The organism is Pseudomonas bharatica (assembly GCF_048586865.1).
In the GTDB taxonomy this organism is placed as follows: domain Bacteria; phylum Pseudomonadota; class Gammaproteobacteria; order Pseudomonadales; family Pseudomonadaceae; genus Aquipseudomonas; species Aquipseudomonas bharatica.
In genome coordinates, this window is sequence record NZ_JBMAWR010000002.1 from 91,406 (window position 1) to 104,985 (window position 13,580).

General features: G+C 58.1%; 11 protein-coding genes, 1 tRNA gene and 1 pseudogene. 4 read left to right on the forward strand and 9 right to left on the reverse strand.

All coding sequences use genetic code 11. From position 1 onward, the window contains the following. The 3 genes from ACKLLE_RS02860 to ACKLLE_RS02870 all read right to left on the reverse strand — a co-directional run bounded on the left by ACKLLE_RS02860 (position 1) and on the right by ACKLLE_RS02870 (position 1,919). A complete protein-coding gene (locus ACKLLE_RS02860; RefSeq protein ID WP_420056728.1) occupies positions 1 to 588 on the reverse strand; it encodes a cytochrome b in 588 nt (195 codons plus the stop codon). Next, positions 585 to 1,835, reverse strand: coding sequence for a catalase family peroxidase (locus ACKLLE_RS02865; RefSeq protein ID WP_420056729.1), 1,251 nt, complete (start codon positions 1,833 to 1,835; stop codon positions 585 to 587). Before ACKLLE_RS02865 ends, ACKLLE_RS02860 begins: the two co-directional genes overlap by 4 nt. Before the next feature lie 8 nt (positions 1,836 to 1,843). After that, positions 1,844 to 1,919: transfer RNA gene (locus ACKLLE_RS02870), tRNA-Gly, on the reverse strand. A 329-nt stretch (positions 1,920 to 2,248) separates the two neighbouring features. Between ACKLLE_RS02870 and ACKLLE_RS02875 the strand changes: the two genes are divergently transcribed. Continuing rightward, positions 2,249 to 3,679: a tyrosine-type recombinase/integrase gene (locus ACKLLE_RS02875; RefSeq protein WP_420056730.1), complete on the forward strand. Its 1,431-nt coding sequence runs from the start codon at positions 2,249 to 2,251 to the stop codon at positions 3,677 to 3,679. Here ACKLLE_RS02875 and ACKLLE_RS02880 read toward each other — a convergent pair. The 4 genes from ACKLLE_RS02880 to ACKLLE_RS02895 all read right to left on the reverse strand — a co-directional run bounded on the left by ACKLLE_RS02880 (position 3,637) and on the right by ACKLLE_RS02895 (position 6,763). Next, a complete protein-coding gene (locus ACKLLE_RS02880) occupies positions 3,637 to 3,918 on the reverse strand; it encodes a winged helix-turn-helix domain-containing protein (protein WP_420057057.1) in 282 nt (93 codons plus the stop codon). The genes ACKLLE_RS02875 and ACKLLE_RS02880 overlap by 43 nt on opposite strands. Positions 3,919 to 4,205: 287 nt before the next feature. After that, complete coding sequence (locus ACKLLE_RS02885; RefSeq protein WP_420056731.1) at positions 4,206 to 5,051, reverse strand: pyrroline-5-carboxylate reductase; 846 nt, start codon at positions 5,049 to 5,051, stop codon at positions 4,206 to 4,208. Between the two features lie 32 nt (positions 5,052 to 5,083). Then, positions 5,084 to 5,854, reverse strand: coding sequence for an SDR family NAD(P)-dependent oxidoreductase (locus ACKLLE_RS02890; RefSeq protein ID WP_420056732.1), 771 nt, complete (start codon positions 5,852 to 5,854; stop codon positions 5,084 to 5,086). Positions 5,855 to 5,929: 75 nt separating this feature from the next. Beyond that, a complete protein-coding gene (locus tag ACKLLE_RS02895; protein ID WP_420056733.1) occupies positions 5,930 to 6,763 on the reverse strand; it encodes a transporter substrate-binding domain-containing protein in 834 nt (277 codons plus the stop codon). Between the two features lie 324 nt (positions 6,764 to 7,087). Between ACKLLE_RS02895 and ACKLLE_RS02900 the strand changes: the two genes are divergently transcribed. The 3 genes from ACKLLE_RS02900 to ppsA all read left to right on the forward strand — a co-directional run bounded on the left by ACKLLE_RS02900 (position 7,088) and on the right by ppsA (position 11,553). Further along, positions 7,088 to 7,612, forward strand: coding sequence for a heme-degrading domain-containing protein (locus ACKLLE_RS02900; RefSeq protein WP_420056734.1), 525 nt, complete (start codon positions 7,088 to 7,090; stop codon positions 7,610 to 7,612). A gap of 93 nt (positions 7,613 to 7,705) precedes the next feature. Further along, entirely contained in the window at positions 7,706 to 9,106 is a 1,401-nt protein-coding gene (gabP, locus tag ACKLLE_RS02905) for a GABA permease (protein ID WP_420056735.1), read from the forward strand. A 32-nt stretch (positions 9,107 to 9,138) separates the two neighbouring features. Next, a complete protein-coding gene (gene ppsA, locus ACKLLE_RS02910) occupies positions 9,139 to 11,553 on the forward strand; it encodes a phosphoenolpyruvate synthase (protein WP_420056736.1) in 2,415 nt (804 codons plus the stop codon). A gap of 73 nt (positions 11,554 to 11,626) precedes the next feature. Here the strand turns inward: ppsA and ACKLLE_RS02915 are convergent, their stop codons facing one another. Then, positions 11,627 to 12,394, reverse strand: coding sequence for a methyl-accepting chemotaxis protein (locus ACKLLE_RS02915; RefSeq protein WP_420057058.1), 768 nt, complete (start codon positions 12,392 to 12,394; stop codon positions 11,627 to 11,629). Positions 12,395 to 12,484: 90 nt separating this feature from the next. Further along, a pseudogene (locus ACKLLE_RS02920) lies at positions 12,485 to 13,579 on the reverse strand (HAMP domain-containing protein); the annotation flags it as partial. Position 13,580 lies beyond the last annotated feature (1 nt).

The following is a 13,580-nucleotide window of genomic DNA, read 5'->3' on the forward strand; positions in this document are numbered from 1 at the left end:
TCAGTTGTCCGGCAGGCGCGACACCCGGGTACGGGACCCTCGCGCCATGCTGGAAAAGACGCCATCACGGAAAATCCAGGCGTGCACCAGGGCAGCACCGATATGCCCCAAAAGCAGCGCGAACAGCAGCCATGCGCCGATTCCGTGTGCCAAGCGCAGCCATGCGTAAAGCACCGGGTTTTCGGGAACGATGGCCGGCAGCGTCCATCCATCCATGAGGATGACCGGCCAGTTGCCGGCCGAACGTACCGCCCAGCCAAGCAGCGGTAAGGCGATCATCATCAGGTAAAGCAACCAGTGGGAAGCATGCGCGGCCGCCGCCTGCCATCGTGGAACACTCGCGGGCAGCGCCGGCACCGCTCGCAGCAAGCGATTGGCGAGACGCAGCAACGCCAGGACCAGGATGGCGATCCCCAGCGGTTGGTGCAGGTCGATCAACCAGGGACGCAGAGACAGAGAACTCATCATGCCTACGCCAATGAAGAGCATGGCCAGGATTCCGATCGCCATTGCCCAGTGCAGGACTCGCCCGAGAAGGTTGAAATGCCCAGGTGCGGGCGCGGGGATTTCAGGTAGGTCGTGCATCATTCGCCGTCCTTCTTGCCGATAGCCTGGGTCGCTTTTCCAAACCCGATCTCGCGCAGGCGCGCGTTATAGGAGTGCGAATAAATTCCCGCCCGTGCTGCCAGCACAGGATCCCTGGACAGCTCGATACCCGAGGGCACGAGCGTGGGGTCGAAGTTGATATCGCGGCATCCGCCTTCGGCCTGATCGCGAACGCTGGTCACCTCCAGCGTGCCGGCGACCACCTGTTGCCGCTCCGGAGGCCATGGCTGGGAAGGATCATCGACCGGATCACCGGCTTCGGCCAATTGCAGGACCAGGTCCCAATAAAGCGACCCATTCGCCGACCGCTGTTTTATGTCCTCGAACAGAAAATCATGGCCAGCCTTCGCCCGCTCTTCGGCAGATAGGCCTGGCAGCGTCGCATGGGGTCGCATGGACCAGCGCACGGCCTGGCGCTTGCCATCCGCGGCCAGCAACACGAAAGCGTTGATCACGTTGTACTGCGCACCTGCGAAACTGCGCGGCCAGGGCGCGGTAGCCTTGTATTCGACCGCCTTGCGCGCTTCAGGATACTTCTCGAAGAATGCAGCGACACGTGCCGGATCCGGCTGCCCCGTGGCAGGATCGGGCTCGAAAGCACTCCTCTGCGCCAGGAATCCTTCGGCATCACGGGTCGGGAAATAGGGTGCGTTGTTCAGCTTCATCCGCCATTGCGACTGGTCGTCGGCGGTAAGCAACAAGGCCATGCTGACGGTACTGGTGGAAGTATCGGCCGCATGAGGATCTCCGGACCCGATGGAGAAGCGTCCGATGGCCGGGATGTCTTGTTGGGAAAAAACACGAGCCTTCGACAGCGAGGACGCGACCCCGCTACTGTGAAAGACCCCGGTGAAACACACACCCTTGCCATGTGCACGACGATAGCCGGGCTCGAAGTCCTGCAGCGTATTGCCAAGGAATGTCCTGGTGGTGGTTCGATCCCCTAGCAGACCCGCAGCCCAGGCGAACAGCAGCGCCAACCCGCCGACAATGACGGCGATGGCTGCGAGAGGAAACCAGATTGTCTTGAATTTTCGCGCTTGCACAGCACTCCCTCGGGATCTGTCGATCCACATTGAATTACCGATCGAGAAGCCTAGCGCATTTTGGAAAAGATCCCTTGAGCCGGCGTCGTCACTGGACCGGTCCGCTTGAAGAATCGTTCCCAGGCCGGCCGAAAATATTCGGACCCGGAAATGAAAAATGCCAGTCAGCAAGCTGACTGGCATTTCATGTTTGGAGCGGGAAACGAGACTCGAACTCGCGACCCCGACCTTGGCAAGGTCGTGCTCTACCAACTGAGCTATTCCCGCTTTTTTACCGCTTTACGATGTGGGAGGTGGATGACCACTAACCAGCATCGATGAAAATCCAGTCTGGGACAGCAACTGAATCTTCGGGGATTTTTGGTCGGGACGGAGTGATTCGAACACTCGACCCCTTGCACCCCATGCGCTTAATTATTAGATTTCCTTGGAACTCAATAGGCCGGACCGGACCACCTGAAAGCTAGCAAATACTTGGCCTTCAGGCTATATTTAGCTCTATTCGGGTCCACCAGCATCCACCCATAGCCAAGCCACTCGGTGGGGCAAAAGTGGGGCAAAATTACAAGGTGATCGACCTTGGCTAGGGGTAGAGATTGGCGAAGATCACAGTGAAGCAACTCGAAGCACTCACCCCCGCCGACGATGGCAAAACTCTACGCGAAGAGGGTGGCCTGACAGCCAAAGTTCGTGCTGGCGTGCGAGGCGTAACAGCGCTGTTCCGCTATGAGTTCAAAATGGGTGGAGCTAAACGCGATCACCGCCTGGGCAGTTGGCCAAAAAAATCGTTAGCGCAGATTCGTGCCGAGCGAGACGAAATGAAAGCAATCGTCAATAAAGGTATAGAACCTGCCACAGCGCTAAAGGCAGCGAAGATCGAAGCTCAAGCTGCAGTTGCCGCCACCATTGCTGAGGCCGAACGCAAGGATTCAGAAAACAAGACATTCGCCGCACTCTTTGAAGCGTGGTTGCTCGACGGAGTGTCTCGTCAGGACGGCAACGCAGAACTGCGTCGTAGTTTCTCAAAAGACGTGCTTCCAGTTATTGGCGGTAAACCACTCCGCACCGTAAATGAAAAAGATCTGCTCACCGTCCTGCGCGCCGTCAAAGACCGAGGCCTAAACCGTACTGTTGTTATTCGCAGCAAAGACATAGGTCAGATGCTGCGATGGGCCGAGAAACGCAAACCGTGGCGCACCTTGATGGTTGACGGCAACCCTGCCGACCTGATTGACGTCAACAAACTGCTCGATCAGGACTATCAAGTGCAACGTGATCGCGTTCTGTCCACAGGGGAAATCCAAGAACTGCAACAGATTTTCACCTGCCTGGCGCGAGATTATGATGCCGTGCCCGCTGGCCAGAAGTACTCCGGCATCCGACCTGTGAACGCCCGCGTGCAGTGCGCAGTCTGGATCTGCCTCAGCACACTTTGTCGCATTGGCGAACTCCTGAAATCCGAATGGCGACATCTCGACCTGGAGAAAGGCACCTGGTTCGTCCCAGCAGAAGCCACCAAAGGGCATAAGGGCAAACGGCAGGATCACCATATATTCCTATCGAATTTCGCCCTGGCTCAATTCAAACGTCTTAGAGAAGAAACCGGCCACACACCCTTCTGCTTTCCCGGCAAGGACGAAAACAATCACGTTGATACCAAAACCGTCAGCAAGCTGATCGGAGACCGCCAATGCTGTTTCAAAAATCGCAGCAAGCCTTTATCTGGCCGCCATCACGATGACTCACTGGTCCTAAGCCAAGGTAACAAGGGCGAATGGACTCCGCATGATTTGCGTCGTACAGGCGCGACCATGATGCAAGAACTGGGTGTGACACTTGAGATCATTGATCGATGCCAGAATCACTTGTTGGGTGGCTCAAGGGTGCGTCGACACTATCTGCATTATGACTATGCTAAGGAAAAAACTGAGGCATGGAACATGCTTGGGGATCGTCTTGAAAGCATCCTTTTAGCAAGCTACGCTCACGAATCACAAGCTCGAAGCCTGAGCCCCCGGCCTCGGTGAGTGTCAATTTTTACAGCACACCCAAGTCCAATCAGTATGCGCCTGATATAGCTGAGTTGAACCTCCAGCACTTTTGTGCCTGGGTCGAAGCTGTATCCCCACACATGACTGAATATGAGCTCTCGAGTGACAAGCTGTTCGGCATGCCGCACCAAAAACTCCAGTATCTTGAACGACTTCGGTTTCACGGTGACGCAACGAGCGCCACATGCCACTTCACGACTGGAGGGGTTCAGCATTAGATCTGCAAAATTAAGCAACTTGTGCAAGGAAGACACCTGACCAGCTTTTAAAAATGTTGAGGACTCCTGAGCGAGCCAGCCATAGGCAACATGCCCAGTGAAATGTTTACGCCGATCAGGCTGGTCTTTACCGCCACATCCTCGACCTTAGTCACTCGTTGTGTGGACTGGCCCTTTGCGATGGCGTGATTAATGCCAGTATTCTGATACGACGATTTGAGATCTTTCGCCACTCTCGGCCTCTACGGTTGCGTGCACCTTTGACATGCTGACAGCCCAGTCGATCAGCCCTCGATTTTGTTCAGCACATTGTCCAAAGCTGCCAGCAGCGCCGCACCTCCGCCTTGATTTTCAAAGTCACGAAAAACCTGTTCATTCAAACCACCTTTCGTGGAGAACTCCCCGCGTAAACCGGTGAAACCCACCCCGGCCGATTCGCGTGCGAAATTACCCAAGCTTGCAAAAAGTGGCTTCAAATAACTCTGAGCTTTTGCACTAGACATTCCCTTGGCCTCCAGCCAGCTGGCTACTAGCTCAAGGACGCCAAAATAGGTACCCATCAAGGCGCTCGCCACCGCCAACTGATCGAACTCGGCCTTACTGTCGCAACACACCGCAGTACCCATGGCATCAAACAGCTCGCTGGCGGCCTGATCACGTGGATAAATTGCTGTCACACCCTCGCGCTGCGCAACAAACGGGAGCGGAATAGCTCTCACAATCCGTTCAACCCTGACGCCTGTCCAGCGCGCCAGGGCGTCATGGTCCGTGGCCGCAATCACACTGATGACCGTGGTATTGGCTGGGATCAAGACCTCACGAAGCACCTCATGGGCAACCTGCCAGCGAACTGCCAACACCAAAATTTCGCATCCATCTACTACTTGCTGATTACTCTGCGCCACGGTTACCTTTGGGTATCGAGCGCGAAGTCGAGAGGAAACTTGTTCATTCCTGGGCGAAACGATCACTGACGAGGTGGCCCCAAGTGCTGAAGCCATCAACCCGTCAATGATGGCTTCAGCAATAGTTCCCGTGCCAATGAAACCATAAACCACTCGAGCAACTCCTACGACACTCTCGTCATTCAAAACTTGGTTTTCTGATACTTCGCCCATCAACAGGGCCACGTCGTAACTCGAGCCCTGTCGATGGCGGAGCCTCAGCGAATGTAACTACCGCCATTGACGTCCAGCGTTGCACCATTCAGGGACGCCTGCGAGGGCCGTAAGGTGAACGCGACCAACTCGGCGATCTCCGACGGGCTCGCCATCCGACCAACAGGAATGTCGCTCACCGCCGCCGTCTCACCATGTTGTGCGACAAACTGCTCAGCCATGTCGGTACGCACCCAACCCGGCGCAATAGCCACCGCAACCACACCATCAGCAGCCACGCTACGGGCAAGGGACTTTGTAAGGTTGATCAACGCAGCTTTACTGGTGCCATAAGGCAAGGCATCGGCAGCGTAGCCGCGCTGGGCCGCACGACTGGCCATGTTGATGATTCGTCCGCCACCGTGGGCACGGTAGTGCTGGACAGCTTCGCGGCTGAGATCGGCGGCAGCGAAGAAGTTGACCTGAAACTCACGGCGCCAAGCCGCGCGCCACTGTGCCGAGTCGGCCTCCAGGCCAATTTCAGTGCGGATACCGGCGTTGTTCACAAGACCATGGATACGGCCACCGCTCAACTCAAGTGCGGCCTGCCAAAGCTGCTCTGGCCCGGCCTCATGACTCAGGTCGCCCTGTACGATCCAACCCTTACCGCCGATGCGCTCGAGCAATGCGCGGGCGCCCTGCTCGTCACGGCTGTAATGAATGATCGGGCGCGCACCCTCGGCCGCCAACTGCTCGACGATCGCGGCACCAATACCACCAGAGGCACCGGTCACCAATACGGTTTGTCCTGCCAGGGGGCGTGTCGGGTCACACATCAGTTATCACCTTCTTGGTTCAAGAACGGAAAAATGCTGCCCGCACCACAATCGCGGACAGCATGCCAGGGAATCCTATTTGGCAGCATTGGCCTCGTTCGAGGCCTTGTCGACCAGTTGCTGGATATCGCCGGTATCGCGCTTTTGGCGCAGGTAGATATTCAGCACTTCCAGGTCGGCAGGCGAAATATCGCGCCGCACGCCGAACGATACGCCCTGCTTGGCTAAGGCCGGCTTGGGCAAAATCTCACGCGTCCAGGTAGGGTTGGCCATTGCAAACAAGTGGTTGGTATCACTGGCGTCTACCAGCACGTCAGCGCGTTTTGACATGACCGCAAGGCGAGCTTCATCCATGCCTGGCAATCGCATGATCTTGCCGTTATGGATCACCGAGGAAATGGCTTTGTCCTGGGCCGTACCCGACATGACAGCGAATGTCACTTCGGGCTTGTCGAGAGCCGAAATGTCCTCTGTCACATCCGCTACCTTGGGGTTTTCCTTGTTCACCAGCAACGACACCTGGTAATCGGTGGCTGGCACCGTGAAAGCAACGGCCAAGGCGCGCTCGGGGGTTTGGTTCAGCGCCATGGCCAAGTCCCACTTGTTGCTTTGTAGCCCAGCCACCAGATTGTCCCAGTTGGTGTCGACGAACGACACCTTCACCTTCAGCACCTTCTCCCCGAAATCGCGGCACAAATCAACGAAGTAGCCGCTGTACTGACCTGTCTTGGCGTCGCGCATCACATAGGGTGCGGCCACGGCCGCACCGCAGCGCAACTCGCCTGCCTTCTGAATATCTTTCCAAATAGAGGTTTCTGCAGCCTGGGCGGCGGACTGAGCCAACAGTGCACCACACAGGCTGGCGCCAACGAAAAAACTTTTCAGATACGACGGGACCGGAAGAACCATTTCACACCTCACTGATATTCATTGTTTTTTGGCAGGAAGGTACGGCACGTGCTGCATGCGATTTTGTGTGCATGACTGCATTCACAATAAAAATTATGATAGAAGCTGTCAACAGCCTCTCACTATAGTGATTTAGGAATCGCAATCTCTTCTTTGATCTGCGCCAGCAAACGCCAGAGCAGTCAATACCCTCGCTGATAATGGGTGATATTTTTCGAAACATAGCGTGAGAAAAAATGGATTTAACTCAACAATGCTTTCGCTCCAAGCTTTTGTGGTCTGTTGGGTCCGCACGAGCGGCGGACCGCTGAATGGAGGTCGACCATGAACCTGAATGATGAACTGGCGCTTTTGATTCGCCAGGAAGAAACCCTCCAATTCCCTCGTTTTGACGAGGAAACGGCTTGGCAACTGGGCAGCCTGCTGTACCACCAGGCAGGGGACAAATCGTGGCCGCTGGTAATTGATGTGAGGCGTTTCGACCGCCCCCTGTTCTATGCCGCAAGGCCCGGCATCACCTCTGACAACCTCGCGTGGGTGGCCCGTAAGAACAACACCGTTCAGCGTTTCCTGCGCAGCTCCTATCGAATCCGCTACCAGCTGGCCCTGGAAGGCCTGGATATCAGCGAGCGCTACTTCCTTTCACCGGCCGACTACGCAAGCGTCGGCGGCGGCTTCCCGATCATTGTCCGAGGCTCAGGTGTCATCGGCTCGGTAACGGTTTCCGGCTTACCTGATCGGAAAGATCACCAAATCATCGTCGAGGCGCTCTGCGAGCTGCTCGGCCATGACCCAGACACTTTGGCACTGTCACCAGAGTGCCCGTTCCAAAAGGCAAGCCTGCGCTAGCGCTTTACCCCACCGCTCGATCTCTCCCAGAGCGCCGGGGACTTGCCTGCTGTACGGATTAGAACGCTCCAAGAACAAATAATGAGTCTATCCATGTCAAATACATCACTCGCTCCCGGCTTGAAGCAGCGGCACGTCACCATGCTGTCGATCGCCGGCGTCATCGGTGCAGGCCTGTTCGTTTTCTCAGGGCATGCCATTGCCAAAGCCGGCCCCGCCGTTATCCTGGCCTACATCTTTACTGGTGCATTGGTGGTGCTGGTCATGCGCATGCTGGGCGAAATGGCGGTCGCATCACCGGATACCGGTTCGTTTTCAACCTATGCAGACCGGGCCATCGGCCCTTGGGCCGGATTCAGCATCGGCTGGCTGTACTGGTGGTTTTGGGTGCTTGCCATTCCATTGGAAGCCATTGCTGCAGCCAATATCATTCATGCCTGGGTGCCAGCCATCGACACTTGGGTCACTGCTTTAGCCGTTATTTTGCTGCTGACCTGCTCCAACTTGTTCAGTGTCGCCCGCTACGGAGAATTTGAGTTCTGGTTCGGCCTGATCAAGATTGTCGCCATCATTGCCTTCATTGCGCTCTGCGCGGCTGCATTGATGGGCTGGCTGCCTGATCGAGAGCTCAGCGGCATCAGCCAGCTCATGGCAGAGCACGGCGGCTTCGCACCTAACGGTTTGTCTGCGATCATCGGTGCGATGCTGACGACCATGTTCAGCTTCATCGGCGCCGAGGTGGTAACCATCGCGGCCGCAGAGTCGAAGAACCCCGCACGCCAGATCACGCGCGCCACCAACTCGGTGGTATGGCGTATCTGTGTCTTCTACCTGCTGTCGATCCTGATGATCCTGTCCGTCGTCCCCTGGAACGATCCGCGTCTGCCAGAGGTTGGCTCGTTCCAGCGCGCGCTGGAGATCATGAACATCCCTAACGCCAACCTGGTGATCGACATCGTCGTCTTGCTGGCGGTCGCCAGCTGCATGAACTCCCAAGTATACACTGCGTCTCGCATGCTCTATTCGCTGGCTAAACGTGGTGATGCACCGCGGATATACAAGTACACCACTGAAGCGAATGTTCCGCTCGCGGCAGTGGTGGGCTCGACAGTGATTGGCATAGTGGCAACCTTCATCAACTACTTCGCCCCTGAAAACGTATTCAAGTTCCTGCTGTCGACGTCCGGCGCAGTCGCCCTGCTCGTCTACCTGGTTATCGCGATCTCGCAGCTGTGTCTGCGCAAGAAGTTGATGGCCGAAGGCGAACTGCCGGCGTTTCGCATGTGGCTATTCCCGTGGCTGACCTGGGCTGTGATTCTGTTCATCAGCGGTGCGCTGATCGGCATGTTCTTCATCCCGGCCTATCGCTCCGAGATCACTGCTACCGGCCTACTGGCCGTGATGATCATCTGCCTTGGCCTGATCCACCAGAGAAGGTCGCACGCCACAGGCGCCCTGAATCACGAACAACATGCTGCGCTATCTGAGCGATGAGCGTGTCTGCTATGTCCACTGGAGATTCAAACGTGGTTGAGTACGTAGTTTCCCTCGATAAGCTCGGCGTCCATGATGTGGAGCATGTGGGGGGCAAGAACGCATCCCTGGGCGAGATGATCAGTAACCTCGCCGGTGCCGGCGTGTCGGTGCCGGGCGGCTTTGCCACTACGGCTCAGGCGTACCGTGACTTTCTCGAACAGAGTGGCCTGAACGACAAGATTCACGCCGCGCTTGATGCCCTGGACGTGGACGACGTCAACGCCCTGGCCAAGACCGGCGCGCAGATTCGCCAGTGGGTCATGGAAGCCGAGTTCCCGGCGCGTCTGGATGCGCAAATCCGCACGGCCTTCGCCGAGATGTCCAAGGGCAACGACAACATGGCCGTGGCCGTGCGCTCCTCGGCCACCGCCGAAGACTTGCCGGACGCCTCGTTCGCTGGCCAGCAGGAAACCTTCCTCAACATCCGTGGCGTCGACAACGTGATCCGCGCGGCCAAGGAAGTGTTCGCCTCGCTGTTCAACGACCGTGCCATCGCCTACCGGGTGCACCAGGGCTTCGACCACAAGCTGGTGGCGCTGTCCGCTGGCGTGCAGCGCATGGTCCGTTCCGAAACCGGCACCGCCGGCGTGATGTTCACCCTCGATACCGAATCGGGCTTCCGCGACGTGGTGTTCATCACCGGCGCCTACGGCCTGGGCGAAACCGTGGTACAGGGTGCGGTCAACCCTGACGAATTCTACGTGCACAAGAACACCCTGCAGGCCGGCCGTCCGGCCATCCTGCGCCGCAACCTGGGCAGCAAGGCGATCAAGATGGTCTACGGCGACGAAGCCAAGGCCGGCCGCTCGGTCAAGACCGTCGAAGTGGACCGCGCCGATCGCGCCCGCTTCTGCCTGAGCGACGACGAAGTCAACGAGCTGGCCAAGCAGGCCATGATCATCGAGCAGCACTACCAGCGCCCGATGGACATCGAGTGGGCCAAGGACGGTGACGACGGCAAGCTGTACATCGTCCAGGCTCGCCCCGAGACCGTGAAGAGCCGCGCCAGCGCCAACGTCATGGAGCGCTACCTGCTCAAGGAGAAGGGCACCGTACTGGTCGAAGGTCGTGCCATCGGCCAGCGCATCGGCGCCGGCAAGGTCCGTGTGATCAACGACGTGTCCGAAATGGACAAGGTACAGCCAGGTGACGTGCTGGTTTCCGACATGACCGACCCGGACTGGGAGCCGGTCATGAAACGTGCTGCCGCCATCGTCACCAACCGCGGCGGGCGTACCTGCCACGCGGCGATCATCGCCCGTGAGCTGGGCATTCCGGCCGTGGTCGGTTGCGGCAACGCCACCCAGGTGCTCAAGGACGGCCAGGGCGTGACCGTCTCCTGCGCCGAAGGCGATACCGGTTTCATCTTCGAGGGCGAGCTGGGCTTCGACGTCAAGCAGAACTCGGTAGATGCCATGCCAGAGCTGCCGTTCAAGATCATGATGAACGTCGGCAACCCGGACCGCGCCTTCGACTTCGCCCAGCTGCCCAACGCCGGTGTCGGCCTGGCGCGCCTGGAGTTCATCATCAACCGCATGATCGGTGTGCACCCCAAGGCGCTGCTGAACTACGCCGGCTTGCCAGCCGACCTGAAAGAAAGCGTCGACAAGCGCATCGCCGGTTACAGCGACCCGGTCGGCTTCTATGTCGAGAAACTGGTCGAAGGCATCAGCACCCTGGCTGCAGCCTTCTACCCGAAAAAGGTCATCGTGCGCCTGTCGGACTTCAAGTCCAACGAGTACGCCAACCTGATCGGCGGCAAGCTGTACGAGCCGGAAGAAGAAAACCCGATGCTGGGCTTCCGCGGTGCCTCGCGCTACATCAGCGAATCGTTCCGTGACTGCTTCGAACTCGAGTGCCGTGCGCTGAAGCGCGTGCGCAACGAAATGGGCCTGACCAACGTCGAAATCATGGTGCCGTTCGTGCGCACCCTGGGCGAGGCCAGCCAGGTCGTCGACCTGCTTGCCGAAAACGGCCTGACCCGTGGCGACAACGGCCTGCGCGTGATCATGATGTGCGAGCTGCCGTCCAATGCGATCCTTGCCGAAGAGTTCCTCGAGTACTTCGACGGCTTCTCGATTGGCTCCAACGACCTGACCCAGCTGACCCTGGGCCTGGACCGTGACTCGGGTATCATTGCCCACCTGTTCGACGAACGTAACCCGGCAGTGAAGAAGCTGCTGGCGAACGCCATCCAGGCGTGCAACAAGGCCGGCAAGTACATCGGCATCTGCGGCCAAGGCCCGTCGGACCACCCGGACCTGGCCAAGTGGCTGATGGAGCAAGGCATCGACAGCGTGTCGCTAAATCCGGATTCGGTAATCGAGACCTGGTTGTTCCTAACTGAAAGCACATCTTCAGCGCCAACCACCCTCCCACAAGTGGCCCAGCTCGAACCCGCCTGACCCGCAGTCTTGCTCTGTTTGACTGCGTATCAACATCGCCCGCTTAGTAGCGGGCGATCTTGTTTCTGGCGGATCACGTACAGAAACGGCGCACCAGACCATCCAGTTCATCGGACAAACCTGCGAGACTCTGCGAGTCCTCCCGTGCCGATTGCGCCAATTCAGCTACCCGCTGCGCGTCGCCATGGATACAAGCGATGTGCTGATTGATATCCTCGGCCACCTGATGCTGCTCTTCAGCCGCCGTGGCAATCTGATTGTTCATGTCGCGAATGATGTCGACCGATGCCCGGATGTGACCGAAGCTGTCACGGGCCTGGCCGATACGATTCACCGACTGCGCCGACACCTGTAGGCTCGCGTGCATCTGCCCAGCCACTTCGGCGGTGCGCCCTGCCAAATTGCACAAGAGGCCATCGATCTCGGCGGTCGATTCCGCAGTACGCTTGGCCAAGGCCCGCACTTCATCGGCCACCACCGCGAAACCGCGTCCTTGCTCCCCCGCCCGAGCGGCCTCGATGGCGGCATTGAGAGCCAACAGGTTGGTCTGTTCGGCAATTGAACGGATGGTACCAAGAATCGACTGGATAGCACTGCTATCGCGCTCAAGTTGCTGGATCGACTGCACCGACCGATCAATCTCCTTGCTCAAACGCTCGACACTGGAAACCGCAGCGTCGATCTGCTGCTGCCCTTCCCGTGCCTGTTGCTGACTATTGTCGGCCGACTGTGCCGCCTGGCTACACGAACGCGCCACCTCGTTAGCCGTGGCGACCATTTCTTGAAAGGCCGTCGACACCAGTTCAACGGCCTCACGCTGCCGGTCGGCGGCATCGGCCATGTCCGATGAGACCCGTGTAGAACTGACCGAGGTCGCAAGGATTCTGCCGGCAGCCGACCCGATCTGCTGGATGAGTGCACGGATTGAGCCCAGGAACTGGTTGAACCAGCCTGCCAACTGTGCGGTTTCGTCTCGGCCACGCACGTGCAGGCTTGCAGTCAGGTCACCCTCCCCTTGGGCGATCTGTTCAAGACCCTCGCTTACACCTCGGATTGGCTGCACGATCAAGCCGGCGAAGGCTGCTCCAACCACAGCGAACAACGCCGCTAGTGACAAGGTGATAGCCATGATCAACCAGGTCAGGTTAGAGGCCGACTGCATGACCTCACCCTTGCGAATCAGGCCTATGAAGGTCCAACCCAGCTTCGGAGCGGGGTAGACGTTCGCCATGTAGCGCTCGCCATCGATCTCGAGCTCGACCAACCCTCGCCTGGCGCTCGCAAGCTCGGCATAGCCCGGCCCAAAGCCCGCCAACGGCTTGAAGTTGTGGCTGGCATCACGGGGATCGACCATAACGTTGCCGTTATCCTCGATGAGCATCAGGTACCCGCTCTCACCCAGCTTGATCTGCTTGATGATCTCAGTCAGCCCTTTGAGCGAGACATCAATGTTGATCACCCCACCGGATTCCCCCAATTGGTTGCTCACCGTGCGCACAGTACTAACCAGCACATCGTCTGCCCAGCCATAGGGGGCAGTGCGCAGGGTCTTGCCTGGATTGGCCATCGCCAGTTGATACCAAGGGCGCACACGCGGGTCATATTGGGACAATACTTGGCCCATCGGCCACGTAACATGCCCACCGTCAGCTACGCCATAGGATATATAGGCATAATCGGAATGACTGCGCCCGAGCCGGTCGAAGACGTCCAGAAGACGCTCATCCTGAGGTCCGGGCGCGACACTTTGGCTGTGCGCCTCGAAATATTTGTTGAGGTTGGTATGCGTGGCTATGAGCTCCGGCTGCAGCGCCAGATAGTCCACATTTTGTGTAATGCCCTGGAAAAACAGGTTCATTGCATTGCTGACCTGGCGAATCTCCCGACTGCTGTTATCCAGGAAGCTTTCTCGGGCCTGCTCTCGCAAGTTGAAGGTGATCAGCAGCGCTATCAGTGCAAGGGGCACCCCCGCGATTCCGGCAAAAGCCCAGGTCAGTTTCTGTTTGATCTTCATCGACGCCCTCATG